The following is a 14,636-nucleotide window of genomic DNA, read 5'->3' on the forward strand; positions in this document are numbered from 1 at the left end:
AGACATTGAAAGAGGTCAAGTATTAGCAGAGCCTGGAAGTATTACTCCACATACTAAGTTTAATGCAGAAGTATATGTATTAGGTAAAGATGAAGGTGGAAGACATACTCCATTCTTTGATGGATATAGACCACAGTTTTATTTCAGAACTACAGACGTAACAGGAGATATTAATTTACCAGAAGGTGTAGATATGGTAATGCCTGGAGACAACATTGAAATGGAAGTAGAATTAATTACTCCAATTGCAATGGAAGCAGGATTAAGATTTGCGATTCGTGAAGGTGGAAAGACTGTAGGTGCTGGAGTTATTACTGGAATTATTGAATAAAATAAGATTAAAGAAATATACTAAAAAGTGGGTAGATTAACTACCTGCTTTTTAGTTGCTTGTCTGAGATGTTTAAATTCAAGAACTATATTGACTTTTTGCTTAAAATATGATACAGTAAGTAAGGTGTGAACTGAAGCGTTTTCGTTTTGTTTAGGTTTGAGGAGGTGGCATTTATGAGAGAAATCATTACATTAGCGTGTACAGAATGTAATCAACGTAACTATTCTAGTACTAAAAATAAGTCTAATACTCGTGATCGGGTAGAATTAAAAAAACATTGTAAGTATTGTGGGAAGCATACTGTTCATAAGGAAACTAAGTAATTCAAACATAAAAGATTCAATTAGAATTATAAGGATGTGAAATAATGGCTGAAAAAGGTACAATTGATAAGATTAAAAGGTTCTTGCGAGAGGTTAAAGCGGAGCTTAAGAAAGTAAACTGGCCTAATCAAGAGGTTTTACTTTCTTATACAGCAGTGGTAATTGTTACTGTATTGCTTGTAGCCATTTTTATTGGAGGAGTAGATCTACTCTTCACAAAGGTAATTACTCCGTTGATTCTTAATTAAGGGAGGTGAAGTCCTAATTTAGGGCTGCCTTATATTATGAATGAGAGAAAAGAATGGTACGCTATACACACTTATTCAGGTCATGAAGACAAAGTCAAATCTAATTTAGAAAAAAGAATTACGACGACTGGTATGGACGAAAAGATATTTAATATCCTAATTCCGGCTAAAGATAAAGTTAAGGTTAAAAATGGGAAAAAGACCGTATCAAAGGAGAAATTTTTTCCAGGTTATGTTTTGATTGAAATGGTTATGGACGATGATTCTTGGTATGTAGTTCGGAATACTCCAGGGGTGATCGGGTTTGCTAGTTCAGGAACTAAACCAATTCCAGTATCTGATGCAGAGGTTAATTCTATTTTAAGTCAGATGGGGGTAGAACAACCGAAAATAGAGACAGATCTAAAAGTTGGAGATGAAGTAAAAGTTATTGATGGTCCTTTTGATAATTTTGTAGGAGATATTGAAGAAATGGATCTAGATAAAGGCAAATTAACCGTTATGGTTTCAATGTTTGGGCGTAAAACCCCAGTAGAACTAGACTTTCATCAAGTGGAAGAAGTTTAAGGAGGTGTAATTAGATATGGCAAAAGAAGTTATAGGTAAAATTAGTTTACAGATTCCTGCTGGTCAAGCTAATCCAGCTCCTCCGGTTGGTCCAGCTTTAGGACAGCACGGAGTTAATATTATGGAATTTTGTAAAGCTTTTAATGCTAAAACTGCTGATAAAGCTGGTAATATTATTCCAGTAGAAATTACTGTTTATGCTGATCGTTCTTTTGAATTCATTACAAAATCTCCACCTGCTGCAGATTTATTAAAGAAAGCGGCTGGGATTGAGACAGCTTCAGGAGAGCCAAAGGCTAATAAAGTGGCAACTGTTACAAAAGACGATTTAAAGGAAATTGCTGAAACAAAGAAGGAAGACTTAAATGCTGCTAGTGTAGAAGCAGCAATGAGTATGATTGCAGGAACTGCTCGTAGTATGGGGATTGTAGTAGAAGATTAATTAATATTTAACTTGTGGGAGGATAATCCGAATACCACAAAGGAGGAAATATAAATGTCAAATAGATATGAAGATTCTTTAGATAAAGTAGATCGTGACAAGACATACGTACTTAAGGATGCATTAGAACTAACTAAAGAGACTGCAACTGCTAATTTTGATGAGACTATTGAATTAGCAATGAAATTAGGTATTGACACTAATAAGAATGATCAACAATTAAGAGGAGCTCTTGTACTTCCTAATGGAACTGGACAAGAGGTTAAGGTTGCAGTGTTTGCTAAAGGTGAAAAAGCTAAAGAAGCTGAAGAAGCCGGTGCTGACGTGGTGGGTTCTGATGATTTAATTGAAAAGGTTGATGAGGGATGGTTAGATTTTGATGTTGCAGTAGCCACACCAGATATGATGGGGGATGTAGGTAGATTAGGTAGAATCTTAGGCCCTCAAGGGTTAATGCCAAACCCTAAAGTAGGTACTGTAACTTTTGATTTAGAAAAAGCTATTAAGGAAATTAAAGCTGGTAAGATTGAATATAGAGCTGATAAAGACGGCAACGTACATGCGCCGATTGGAAAGGCATCATTTGATGTAGAAGATTTAGCAGGTAATGCTAAAGCAATATTTGATGAGGTTATGAGAGCTAGACCTATTGGTGCTAAAGGACGTTATGTATTGAATATTACTCTTTCTTCAACAATGGGACCTGGTATTAAGGTAACTCCAGAAGCAGCAAGGGATGTTATCGAATAAATTTAATTTTCTAAATAATTATTTAGAAAATTATTGACTTAACTAAAAAGTTATGTTATAATCTCACTTGTGAGTTAAAAACTTGTGAATTAAAAAAGAGAATATTTAATAGCTGTAGATAGTAGGTGCTTCTTTTAAGCTTAAATCTGCCTACCGAGGCTGGGGATAGATAAAAGGCTAATTGGTTACTAATATAGTTAGTTTCTTATCTTATTGCAGAGTATTTGAGGTCTCCGGTTATCTACGGAGGCTTTTTTTAGTGCAAAAGGGAGGTGGAGATATGGCAAGGCGAGAAAAGGAATTAATCGTAGAAGAATTGACAGATAAATTTAATAATGCCCAAACAACTATTTTAACTGATTATTGTGGTTTAGACGTAGCAGAAGTTACTGAATTGCGTGTTCAGCTAAGAGAAGCTGGCGTTGATTATAAAGTAGTTAAAAACACTCTAGCTCGATTAGCAGCAAATAATGCTGGATGTGAAGAGGTTCATGAATACTTAACAGGACCAACAGCTATTGCTTTTTCAGAAGAGGATCCAGTAGCACCGGCTAAGGTGTTATCTGAGTTTGCTGATGATCATGAAGCTTTAGAAATTAAAGGTGGATTTCTAGAAGGTGAAGTGTTAGGGTTAGATCAAATTGAAGCACTAGCTGATATACCACCACGTAAGACATTGCTTGCTCAGCTATTGGCTAATATGAAGGCGCCTATGAGAGGGTTAGTCAATGCTTTAAATGATCCAATGAGAAGTTTAGTTTATGCTTTAAATGCTATTAAAGATGATAAAGGAGAGTAATCTTAATCTTCTTTAAAATAAAATTTACTCTGTAAGAAATACTGATGAGGAGGTGAAGATAATGAATAAAGAAGAAATCATGGAAGCTATAGAAAATATGTCTGTTCTTGAATTAGCTGAATTAGTTGAAGAATTAGAAGAAAAGTTTGATGTTTCTGCTGCTGCTCCAGTAGCTATGGCAGGTGCTCCTGCTGGTGGTGCTGCAGGTGGTGAAGAAGAACAAACTGAATTTGATGTAGTAATTACTTCTGCTGGTGATAAGAAAATTAAAGTAATTAAGGCTGTAAGAGAGGTAACTGACTTAGGCCTTAAGGACGCTAAAGCTCTTGTTGATGAAGCTCCTAACGCTGTTAAAGAGGGTGTTGAAAAAGAAGAAGCAGAAGAAGTTAAAGAAACACTTGAAGAAGCTGGTGCTACAGTAGAACTTAAGTAATTATAACTTAAGCTAATATAATTAAAGATATATAATAGATGACAAAAGCACTCTGTTAATTAACAGAGTGCTTTTTTACCTTAATTTATAAAATTTATCTTGACATTATTTGAAGATTATGTTACTATTATTAATTGTTATGGCAATGATAAAATGCGGTTAATATATCATTTATTAACTATTAATATAAATGATTAAGATTAATAGGTTAAAATGTATATTAAAGCTAAAATTAGTCAAGAATATTATTGCTATTGTGCTTAATAATTAATTTAATATAAATTATAAATATAGGTTTATGTTCATGAGACACTAATGTCCAATTGATCAGTCATTGTTATTTTTTAGGCTGAGAAAAATAGCGGGGGTGAATTAATTTATGGCCACACCGGAAAGCTCTCTTAGACGTAAGAGAAGGAGCTTTGCTAAAATTGAAGATGGGATGGAAGTACCATATTTACTTGAGACACAGAAGCAATCCTATGAGTGGTTTTTAGAAACAGGACTTTTAGAAATGTTTAATGAAATTTCACCGATTCATGATTTTTCAGAGAATCTAGTCTTGGAGTTTATTAATTATTCTTTAGGTGAACCGAAGTATGACGAGGTAGAAAGTAAGAATCGTGATGTAACTTATGCTGCACCATTACAAGTTAAAGTCAGGTTGATTAACCAAGAGACTGGAGAAGTTAAGGAACAAGAAGTCTTTATGGGAGATTTTCCATTAATGACTTATAAGGGAACCTTTATTATTAATGGAGCAGAAAGAGTAATAGTTAATCAGTTAATTAGATCGTCAGGTGTATATTATTCAGAAGAAAGAACTAAAGATGGGCGTCAACTTTATGATGCTAGTATTATTCCTAATCGTGGGGCATGGGTTGAATTTGAGTATGATAAGAAGGATATTATTGCGGTTAGAGTTGATCGTACTCGAAAGACTCCTTCTACAGTATTGTTTAGGGCTTTAGGTTATGGAACGGATGCCGAATTAATAGACTTATTTGGTGACCATGAAGTAGTACATAACACAATTGATCGTGATAATACAGAGAATAGAGAAGAAGCTTTAATAGAATTGTATAAGAAATTAAGACCAGGAGAACCGCCTACTGTTGAAAGTGCTGAGAACTTATTAGAATCTCTTTTCTTTGATCCTAAGCGGTATGATTTGGCACGTGTGGGTAGATATAAACTAAACAAGAAGTTAGGTTTAGACATAGATCCTGATCAAAGGACTCTAGCTAAGGATGATATTGTAGCAACGGTAAAGTATTTAATTAGACTAGTTAATAAAGATGATGATGCTTATATCGATGATATTGATCACTTAGGTAATCGACGATTAAAGACTGTAGGAGAGTTATTACAGAATCAGTTCAGAATTGGTCTTTCTCGAATGGAAAGAGTAATACGAGAAAGAATGACTATTCAAGATATTGATGTAATTACTCCACAAGCTTTAATTAATACTAGACCAGTGGTAGCTGCTATTAAAGAATTCTTTGGTAGTAGTCAGTTATCGCAATTTATGGATCAGACTAATCCAATGTCCGAATTAACTCATAAGCGTAGAATGAGTGCATTAGGACCTGGTGGTCTAAGTAGAGAGCGTGCTGGATTTGATGTGCGTGATGTCCACCATACTCATTATGGAAGAATCTGTCCAATCGAAACTCCTGAGGGGCCAAATATTGGTTTGATTGGTTCGCTTTGTATCTATGGGAAGACAAATAAGTTTGGGTTTATTAAAACACCATATAGAAAAGTAGTAGACGGAAAAGTTACTAATGAAATTGAATATGTTACTGCCGATGAAGAGGAAGGCTATACTATTACCCAGGCTAATGAGCCACTAGGTGATGATGGTACTATACTAAGTGATAGACCTACAGCTAGACATCGGGAGGATATATTAAAAGTAGATAAAGACAAAGTAGATTATATGGATGTTTCTCCAAAACAGATTGTTAGTGTTTCTGCAGCTTTAATTCCGTTTTTAGAAAATGATGATGCAAACCGTGCTTTAATGGGAGCCAACATGCAGCGCCAGGCAGTACCTTTATTAAAAACAGATGCACCATACGTAGGTACAGGAATTGAATATGATGCTGCTAAGGATTCAGGAGCTACAGGGGTAGCTAAAAATAGTGGTGAAGTAATCAATGTTACTGCAAATAAAGTATTAATAAAAACGGATGATGGAAATGTAGACACTTATAACTTAGATAAATTTGTTCGTTCTAATCAAGGTACTTGTATAAATCAGAAACCTATTGTGCGTAAAGGTGATAAGGTGAATGCAGGAGAAATCGTTATCGATGGGCCTGCAACTGATAAAGGTGAGTTAGCTTTAGGACGAAATTGTTTAATTGCATTTATGCCTTGGGAAGGTTATAACTATGAGGATGCTATCCTAATTAGTGAGAAATTAGTTAAAGAGGATAATTTGACTTCAATTCATATTGAAGAGCATGAAGCAGAAGCGAGGGATACTAAACTAGGTCCTGAAGAGATTACAAGAGATATCCCTAATGTAGGTGAAGATGCACTCAAGAACTTGGATGATAGAGGTATTATTCGTCCAGGAGCTGAGATATATCCAGGAGATATCCTAGTAGGAAAGGTAACTCCTAAAGGTGAGACGGAGTTATCAGCTGAAGAGAGACTGCTTCGAGCTATTTTTGGAGAAAAGGCACGGGAAGTAAGAGATACATCTTTAAAAGTACCGCATGGTGAAACCGGAATAGTAGTTGATGTTAAGGTCTTCACTAGAGATGATGGAGATGATTTAAAACCAGGAGTTAATAAGTTAGTTAGAGTTTATATTGCTAACAAGCGTAAAATTGCGGTTGGTGATAAATTAGCTGGTCGTCACGGTAATAAGGGTGTTATTTCACGAATTCTACCAGAAGAAGATATGCCTTTCTTACCAAATGGAGATCCAGTAGAAGTAGTGCTTAATCCATTGGGTGTACCATCAAGAATGAACTTAGGACAGGTTTTAGAGACTCATTTAGGAATGGCAGCTAAAGCTTTAGGAATTCATGTTGAGACACCTGTTTTCAATGGAGCTACCGAGCAAGAGGTTGAAGATGCTTTAGAGGAAGCAGGATTAGCTAGAGATGGTAAGACAGTTCTTTATGATGGAAGAACAGGTGAGAAATTTGAAGAAAGAGTCACAGTCGGATATATGTATATTCTAAAATTACATCACTTAGTAGACTCTAAGATTCATGCTCGTTCCACAGGGCCATATTCACTAGTAACACAACAGCCTTTAGGTGGTAAAGCTCAATTTGGTGGTCAGCGCTTTGGAGAAATGGAGGTATGGGCTCTAGAAGCATATGGAGCTTCCTATACATTACAAGAGATGTTAACAGTGAAGTCAGATGATGTAGTAGGTAGAGTACAGACCTATGAATCAATAGTTAAAGGTGAAAATATACCAGAACCTGGTATTCCAGAATCATTCAAAGTATTGATTAAAGAGATGCAGAGTATAGGTCTTGATGCTAGAGTTTACACAGAAGATGATGAAGAGTTAGAAATTGGTGAAGATAAAGAGATACTTAATGATAATACTAAGAAGTTAGGTTTAGATATTGATGATAAAGATGAAGATAAGGAAGATGAGTAGAACATTATTTTAGTTTTCAAGAATAGAAACTAAAACATAAAAGGGGGAATGACCCTTGTTCAATGTAAATAACTTTGATTCTATGAAGATTGGTTTATCTTCACCACAAATGATCAGAAATTGGTCAAGTGGTGAAGTAAAGAAACCAGAGACTATTAACTATAGAACATTAAAGCCAGAAAAAGAAGGTCTCTTTTGTGAGAAAATCTTTGGACCTACTAAAGATTGGGAATGTCATTGTGGTAAGTATAAGCGTGTTAGATATAAAGGAGTTGTCTGTGATCGTTGTGGTGTAGAAGTTACTCGCTCTAAAGTTAGACGAGAAAGAATGGGCCACATTGAATTAGCAGCTCCAGTTTCGCATATTTGGTATTTCAAAGGTATTCCTAGTAGATTAGGTCTAATTATGGACATGTCCCCACGTTCCTTAGAAAAAGTGCTATATTTTGTTTCTTATATTGTAATAGATCCTGGTGAAACGCCGCTAAGTAAGAAGCAGTTATTAAGTGAAAGTGAATATAGAGAAGCTCGAATTAAACATGGTAATGCTTTTGAAGCAGGCATGGGAGTTGAAGCTGTACGAGAGATTTTAAGGAATATGGATTTAGATTCAGAAGTAGAGGAATTAGAAGCAGAAATTAAAGAAATCTCTGGACAACGCCGTAGAAGAGCGGTAAGGAGATTAAAAGTAGTAGAAGGTTTACGCCAGTCGGGGAATAATCCAGATTGGATGGTTCTAGAGGCAATTCCAGTTATACCACCTGAATTACGACCTATGGTGCAATTAGATGGAGGGCGTTTTGCAACTTCTGATTTAAATGATTTATATAGACGAGTAATTAATAGAAATAATAGATTAAAAAGATTGTTGGATTTAGGTGCTCCAGATATTATTATTAGAAATGAAAAAAGAATGTTACAAGAGGCAGTTGATGCTTTAATTGATAATGGGCGTCGAGGTCGTCCAGTTACTGGAGCAGGGAATAGACCTCTTAAATCTTTAAGTGATATGTTAAAAGGAAAGCAAGGACGTTTTAGACAGAACTTATTAGGAAAGCGAGTTGACTATTCTGGTCGTTCAGTAATTGTAGTTGGACCTGATTTAAAGATGCATCAGTGTGGATTACCTAAGAAAATGGCTTTGGAACTATTTAAGCCTTTTGTCATGAAAAAATTAGTAGATAAAGGTTTAGCTCATAATATTAAGAGTGCTAAAGGAAAAGTAGAGAAATTAAATGAGGAAGTATGGGATATTCTAGAGGGTGTTATTAAAGAACATCCTGTAATGTTAAATAGAGCACCGACATTACATAGGTTAGGTATTCAAGCTTTTGAGCCTATCTTAGTTGAAGGGAAAGCAATTAAGATTCATCCATTAGTATGTCCAGCTTATAATGCAGACTTTGATGGTGATCAGATGGCGGTACACGTTCCATTATCTTCTGAAGCACAATCTGAAGCTAGACTTTTAATGTTATCTACTTATAACATTTTATCACCTGCAGATGGCAGAGCTATTGCTGTTCCTTCTCAAGATATGGTTTTAGGAGCTTATTATATGACTATAGCTCGAGATGGTAAAAAAGGAGAAGGTAAGTTCTTTGGTAATTCAGATGAGGTATTAATGGCCTATGAGAATAATGTTATCACAATGCAGACTAAGATTAAGTATAAATTAGATGATGAATGGATTGACACAACTGTTGGTAGAATTTTATTTAACGATATTTTACCAGATGAAATTGGATTTAAGAATGAAGTCTTTGATAAAGGGAGATTAGGTGAATTAGTAGGTAATTGTCATGAAAAACTTGGACCAAATAGAACAGCTGAAGTTTTAGATGATTTAAAGGCAATTACATTTAAATATTCAACAAAAGCAGGAATAACTATTGGAGTTACTGATGTGGAAGTACCAGAGACCAAATCAGAAATTTTAAGAAGTTCTGAAGATAAGGTTAGTCAGGTAGAACAACAGTATAAAAGAGGTTTAATCACTGAGAAAGAAAGATATCAGAGGGTAGTAGATATCTGGGGTAAAGCAAAAGATCAAGTAACAGAAGAGATGATAAGTAATTTATCTGAAACTAATCCGATTAATATGATGGCTACTTCTGGGGCTAGAGGTAATACCTCTCAGATTACTCAGCTTGGAGGAATGAGAGGATTGATGGCTGACCCATCTGGTCAGATTATTGATTTACCTATTAAAGCTAATTTCCGTGAAGGTTTAACTGTATTAGAATACTTCATCTCTACTCATGGTGCGCGAAAAGGATTAGCAGATACTGCTTTAAGAACTGCAGACTCTGGTTACTTAACTAGAAGATTAGTAGATGTTTCTCAGGATGTAATAGTTAGAGAAGAAGATTGTGGAACTGAAGATGGAATTATAGTTGAAGCAATTAAGGAAGATAATGAAGTAATAGAACCTCTATATGAAAGATTAGCTGGTAGGGTAGCTATGGAGGATATCAAACATCCTGATACAGATGGAGTAATAATTAAGACAGGTGAAATGATTGACGAAGATGAAGCTAAAGAGGTTGATAATTCTGGTGTAAAAGAAGCTAAAATCAGATCAGCTTTAACTTGTAAAGCTAAGTATGGAGTTTGTCGTAAGTGCTATGGACGTAACTTATCTACAGATAGATTAGTGAATGTAGGTGAATCCGTAGGAATCATTGCTGCTCAGTCCATTGGAGAACCGGGTACTCAGTTAACGATGCGTACTTTCCATACTGGTGGTGTTGCTGGTGATGATATTACACAAGGTTTACCGAGAGTTGAAGAGTTATTCGAAGCTAGAACACCAAAAGGTCAGGGAATTATCACAGAGTTAACAGGTAAAGTCAATTTAGTCGAAAAGGCTAATTCATATAAAGCAGTTATTAAAACTGATGAAGGAAAACAAAAGACTTATCAGTTACCATATGGGTCTGAACTTTTGGTTGATGATGGTGAATATGTAGAAGCTGGTCAGCATTTAACTAAAGGACCATTAGACCCGGAAGATATTCTAAAAATCCAAGGGGTTAGAGCTGTACAAAAGTATCTTTTAAGAGAAGTTCAAGATGTATATAGATCTCAGGGAGTAGATATCAACGATAAGCATATAGAAGTTGTAATTAGACAGATGATGGGTAAGGTAAAAATAAAGAAAGCTGGTAATACTGAAATGTTACCAGGGGAATTGGTAGACACCTTTGAATTTAGAGAACAAAATGAGAAGGCAATTGCAGCAGATCAAGAACCAGCTACTGCAGATCCAGAACTTTTAGGGATTACTAAAGCTTCCTTAGCTACTGAGAGTTTCTTATCAGCAGCATCTTTCCAAGAAACTACTAGAGTATTAACTGAAGCTTCCTTAGAAGGAAAGTCAGATTCATTAATTGGATTAAAAGAGAATGTAATTATTGGACAATTGATTCCAGCTGGGACAGGAATGAAGAGATATAGAGGAATAGATATTGATGTAATAAGAGATTCAGAAGAAATTGAAGAAGGCATTAATTAAATTAAGTTTAATAAATATATAAGAATTCCTTGACAGCCAGGAATTAAGATGTTAAAATACACAAGTGTGTTGTGATATTGAAGTTGCTTGATATATCATATAAATATTGTTCAATTTTTGATTTATGAAGAGTTAACTCAAGAAGAGGTATTCTTTATACCTCTTCTTTTTTAAAAAATTAATCCACTAGATTCGGAAGGAGGTGTAGTATGCCTACTATTAATCAATTGATTCGTAAAGGCAGGACTAAGGTTAAGAAGAAGAAAACGGCTCCAGCGTTAGGCGGCGCACCACAAAAGAGAGGTGTTTGTACTAGAGTTTATACTGCAACACCAAAGAAGCCTAACTCTGCATTAAGAAAAGTAGCACGTGTTCGACTAACTAATGGTAAGGAGATAACAGCTTATATTCCTGGAATAGGTCATAACCTACAGGAACACTCTGTAGTTTTAGTAAGAGGAGGAAGAGTTAAGGATTTACCAGGTGTTAGATATACTATTGTTCGTGGTTCATTAGATACTGCTGGTGTTGAAGATAGAAGACAAGGACGTTCTAAATATGGAGTTAAGATGCCGCAGGAATAATATATTTAATATAGTAATATAAAAATCCAAACGATAATAAAGGGGGGAAATCGATGTCACGGAAGAATAGAGCAGAAAAAAGAAAAATTTCACCAGATCCGATTTTTAATAGTAAATTAGTTACTAAGAGTATTAATAATATTATGTATGATGGTAAGAAGGGTTTAGCTGAAGGGATTTTCTATGAGGCTTTAAATAAAGTTGAAGAAGAAACAGGTGAAACTGGTTTAGAAGTATTTAAAGAAGCTTTAAATAATACTATGCCCGTTTTAGAGATTAGATCTCGCCGTGTTGGTGGAGCTAACTATCAGGTGCCAGTAGAGGTTAGCAATGATCGTCGTTTAACACTAGGGCTACGATGGATTATTAATTCAGCTCGAGGACGTGGAGAAAGAAAGATGGTAGATAGATTAGCTGGTGAAGTTGTTGATGCTTATAATGAAGAAGGTGGAGCTGTCCGTAAGAAAGAAGAGGTACATCGTATGGCCGAAGCAAATAAAGCATTTGCTCACTATAAATGGTAATACTATATTGAGAAAAGGAGGGTGAATAGTGGCCAGGCAATTTCCGTTAAAACGAACAAGAAATATTGGGATTATGGCACATATTGATGCTGGAAAGACTACAGCTACTGAACGTATTCTTTTTTATACTGGAAGAGTGCATAAGATGGGTGAAACTCATGATGGTGCTTCCCAAATGGACTGGATGGAACAGGAACAGGAAAGAGGCATTACAATTACATCTGCGGCTACTACGTGTCAGTGGGAAGATCATAGAATTAATATTATAGACACGCCAGGACACGTGGACTTTACTGTAGAGGTAGAAAGATCTTTAAGAGTATTAGATGGAGCGATTGGTGTATTCTGCTCAGTAGGTGGTGTAGAGCCACAATCTGAAACGGTATGGCGCCAAGCGGATAGATATAATGTTCCAAGAATTGCGTTTATTAATAAGATGGATAGAACAGGAGCCGACTTTTATAATGTTGTAGATATGATGGATGATAGAATTGATGCTAATCCGGTTCCTATTCAACTACCTATTGGCAAAGAGGAAAAGTTTAAAGGTGTAATTGATATAGTAAATATGAATGCTATCGTTTATGACGATGAGCTAGGTGTTGATTACGAAATAGAAGAGATTCCTGAGGACTTAGTCGATCAAGCAGAAGAATATAGAGAATTATTATTAGAAGCTATTGCTGATGTAGATGAAGAATTCATGATGAAATATCTTGAAGGTGAAGAGATTACTGTTGATGATATTCAAGAAGGGATCCGTCAAGGAGTACTTGACAACGCATTTACTCCTGTAATATGTGGAACAGCTTTAAAGAATAAAGGAGTCCAGCCGATATTAGATGCGGTTGTGGATTATTTACCATCACCTGTGGATATTCCACCGGTAGAAGGAATAATTCCAAGAACTGAAGAAGAAGCAGTTCGTCCAGCAGACGATGATGAACCATTTGCTGCTTTAGCATTTAAAATCATGACTGATCCTTATGTTGGTAAATTAGCCTTCTTTAGAGTTTATTCTGGAGTTTTAGAAGCTGGATCATATGTTTATAATTCTACTAAAGAAGAAAAAGAGAGAGTAGGACGAATTTTACAGATGCACGCTAACCATCGTGAAGAAAGAGATGAAGTTTATGCAGGAGACTTAGCAGCAGCTGTAGGACTTAAGAGTACTTCTACAGGAGATACACTTTGTGATGCAGATGATCCAATTATTTTAGAATCTATGGAATTCCCTGAACCTGTTATTTCTGTGGCAATTGAACCTAAGACACAGAAAGATCAGGATAAGCTAGGGCAAGCATTACAGAGTTTAGCTGAAGAAGATCCTACCTTCCAAGTAAGGTCTGATGAAGAGACAGGTCAAACAATTATTTCTGGAATGGGAGAATTACACTTAGAAGTAATTATTGATCGTTTAATGCGAGAATTTAGTGTAGAAGCTAATGTAGGGCAACCACAAGTTGCTTATCGCGAAACTATTAAGAGAAAAGCTGAAGCTGAAGGTAAATTCATTCGACAGTCTGGTGGTCGTGGACAGTACGGACACGCCATTATTGAACTTGAACCACTACCAGCAGGTGGAGGTTTTGAGTTTGAAGATAATATCGTTGGTGGATCTATACCAAGAGATTATATTCCAGCTGTTGAAGATGGTGTTGAAGAAGCAATGGAAAATGGAGTTTTAGCTGGATATCCAATGGTTGATATTAAGGTTAATTTAAATGATGGTTCTTATCATGATGTAGACTCCTCAGAAATGGCATTTAAAGTTGCAGGTTCTATGGCCTTTAGAGATGGAGTGAAAAAGGCTAATCCAGTATTACTAGAGCCAATCATGGAAGTAGAGGTTGTTACTCCTGAAGAATATATGGGAGATGTAATTGGTGACTTAAATAGTCGTCGTGCTCAAGTAGAAGGTATGGAACAGCGAGGAAATGCTAAAGTTATTGGTGCTAATGTACCTTTATCTGAGATGTTTGGTTATGCGACAGATCTTCGTTCTAAAACACAAGGTCGAGCTAATTATGTGATGCAGTTTGGTCATTATGGTGAAGTTCCAGGTAATATTGCTAAAGATATTATGGATGAAGAGTAAGTTATAATTTTAAGGAGGATGAAATGAATGTCAAAAGAAAAGTTTGAAAGAACGAAACCCCATGTTAATATTGGTACTATTGGTCACGTAGACCACGGTAAGACAACTACAACTGCAGCTATTACAAAAGTGTTAGCTGGAGGAGGAGAAGGTTCCTCAAATTTCGAGGATATCGATAATGCTCCTGAGGAAAAGGAAAGAGGTATTACAATTGCAACTTCTCACGTAGAGTATGAGACTGCAAATCGTCACTATGCTCACGTAGACTGTCCAGGTCACGCAGATTATGTAAAGAATATGATTACTGGTGCTGCTCAGATGGATGGAGCTTTAATGGTAGTTTCTGCTGCTGATGGGCCAATGCCTCAAACAAGAGA

The 14,636-nt window shown here is 35.8% G+C and carries 14 protein-coding genes and 1 other annotated feature; all 14 genes read left to right on the top strand.

Annotated elements, in window-relative coordinates; all coding sequences use genetic code 11:
- A partial coding sequence (locus tag B5D41_RS13275) for an EF-Tu C-terminal domain-related protein (RefSeq protein WP_456154141.1) occupies positions 1 to 331 on the top strand: 331 nt, incomplete at its 5' end.
- Positions 332 to 507: 176 nt separating this feature from the next.
- Entirely contained in the window at positions 508 to 657 is a 150-nt protein-coding gene (rpmG, locus tag B5D41_RS13280; RefSeq protein ID WP_078811119.1) for a 50S ribosomal protein L33, read from the top strand.
- Between the two features lie 44 nt (positions 658 to 701).
- Positions 702 to 905, top strand: coding sequence for a preprotein translocase subunit SecE (gene secE, locus B5D41_RS13285; protein WP_078811120.1), 204 nt, complete (start codon positions 702 to 704; stop codon positions 903 to 905).
- 36 nt (positions 906 to 941) lie between these two features.
- Positions 942 to 1,472: a transcription termination/antitermination protein NusG gene (gene nusG / locus B5D41_RS13290; protein WP_078811121.1), complete on the top strand. Its 531-nt coding sequence runs from the start codon at positions 942 to 944 to the stop codon at positions 1,470 to 1,472.
- A 16-nt stretch (positions 1,473 to 1,488) separates the two neighbouring features.
- Positions 1,489 to 1,914 (top strand): 50S ribosomal protein L11, encoded by a 426-nt coding sequence (gene rplK, locus B5D41_RS13295; RefSeq protein WP_078811122.1) that lies wholly within the window; start codon positions 1,489 to 1,491, stop codon positions 1,912 to 1,914.
- Positions 1,915 to 1,968: 54 nt separating this feature from the next.
- Positions 1,969 to 2,664, top strand: a complete 696-nt coding sequence (gene rplA, locus B5D41_RS13300) for a 50S ribosomal protein L1 (protein WP_078811123.1) — start codon at positions 1,969 to 1,971, stop codon at positions 2,662 to 2,664.
- Positions 2,665 to 2,758: 94 nt separating this feature from the next.
- Positions 2,759 to 2,931, top strand: a sequence feature (ribosomal protein L10 leader region).
- A 13-nt stretch (positions 2,932 to 2,944) separates the two neighbouring features.
- A complete protein-coding gene (gene rplJ / locus B5D41_RS13305; protein ID WP_078811130.1) occupies positions 2,945 to 3,463 on the top strand; it encodes a 50S ribosomal protein L10 in 519 nt (172 codons plus the stop codon).
- A gap of 61 nt (positions 3,464 to 3,524) precedes the next feature.
- Entirely contained in the window at positions 3,525 to 3,896 is a 372-nt protein-coding gene (gene rplL / locus B5D41_RS13310; RefSeq protein WP_078811124.1) for a 50S ribosomal protein L7/L12, read from the top strand.
- A gap of 379 nt (positions 3,897 to 4,275) precedes the next feature.
- Complete coding sequence (gene rpoB, locus B5D41_RS13315; protein WP_078811125.1) at positions 4,276 to 7,536, top strand: DNA-directed RNA polymerase subunit beta; 3,261 nt, start codon at positions 4,276 to 4,278, stop codon at positions 7,534 to 7,536.
- A gap of 55 nt (positions 7,537 to 7,591) precedes the next feature.
- Complete coding sequence (gene rpoC / locus B5D41_RS13320) at positions 7,592 to 11,053, top strand: DNA-directed RNA polymerase subunit beta' (protein WP_078811126.1); 3,462 nt, start codon at positions 7,592 to 7,594, stop codon at positions 11,051 to 11,053.
- Positions 11,054 to 11,262: 209 nt separating this feature from the next.
- Positions 11,263 to 11,637, top strand: a complete 375-nt coding sequence (gene rpsL / locus B5D41_RS13325) for a 30S ribosomal protein S12 (RefSeq protein WP_078811127.1) — start codon at positions 11,263 to 11,265, stop codon at positions 11,635 to 11,637.
- A gap of 53 nt (positions 11,638 to 11,690) precedes the next feature.
- Positions 11,691 to 12,161, top strand: a complete 471-nt coding sequence (rpsG, locus tag B5D41_RS13330) for a 30S ribosomal protein S7 (protein WP_078811128.1) — start codon at positions 11,691 to 11,693, stop codon at positions 12,159 to 12,161.
- A gap of 28 nt (positions 12,162 to 12,189) precedes the next feature.
- On the top strand, positions 12,190 to 14,259 hold the full coding sequence (fusA, locus tag B5D41_RS13335) for an elongation factor G (protein ID WP_078811129.1): 2,070 nt from the start codon (positions 12,190 to 12,192) through the stop codon (positions 14,257 to 14,259).
- A gap of 27 nt (positions 14,260 to 14,286) precedes the next feature.
- The coding region (locus B5D41_RS13340; protein WP_200806477.1) for a GTP-binding protein at positions 14,287 to 14,636 on the top strand (350 nt) is incomplete at its 3' end.

This window comes from Selenihalanaerobacter shriftii, from assembly GCF_900167185.1.
GTDB lineage: Bacteria > Bacillota > Halanaerobiia > Halobacteroidales > Acetohalobiaceae > Selenihalanaerobacter > Selenihalanaerobacter shriftii.

What these genes read in the sequence shown, in the direction of transcription:
- rplJ (WP_078811130.1), top strand. Translation starts at nt 2,945, where the DNA reads ATGGCAAGGCGAGAAAAGGAATTAATCGTAGAAGAATTGACAGATAAA.
- rplL (WP_078811124.1), top strand. Translation starts at nt 3,525, where the DNA reads ATGAATAAAGAAGAAATCATGGAAGCTATAGAAAATATGTCTGTTCTT.
- rpsG (WP_078811128.1), top strand. Translation starts at nt 11,691, where the DNA reads ATGTCACGGAAGAATAGAGCAGAAAAAAGAAAAATTTCACCAGATCCG.
- rplA (WP_078811123.1), top strand. Translation starts at nt 1,969, where the DNA reads ATGTCAAATAGATATGAAGATTCTTTAGATAAAGTAGATCGTGACAAG.
- rpsL (WP_078811127.1), top strand. Translation starts at nt 11,263, where the DNA reads ATGCCTACTATTAATCAATTGATTCGTAAAGGCAGGACTAAGGTTAAG.
- rpoB (WP_078811125.1), top strand. Translation starts at nt 4,276, where the DNA reads ATGGCCACACCGGAAAGCTCTCTTAGACGTAAGAGAAGGAGCTTTGCT.
- nusG (WP_078811121.1), top strand. Translation starts at nt 942, where the DNA reads ATGAATGAGAGAAAAGAATGGTACGCTATACACACTTATTCAGGTCAT.
- rpmG (WP_078811119.1), top strand. Translation starts at nt 508, where the DNA reads ATGAGAGAAATCATTACATTAGCGTGTACAGAATGTAATCAACGTAAC.
- secE (WP_078811120.1), top strand. Translation starts at nt 702, where the DNA reads ATGGCTGAAAAAGGTACAATTGATAAGATTAAAAGGTTCTTGCGAGAG.
- rplK (WP_078811122.1), top strand. Translation starts at nt 1,489, where the DNA reads ATGGCAAAAGAAGTTATAGGTAAAATTAGTTTACAGATTCCTGCTGGT.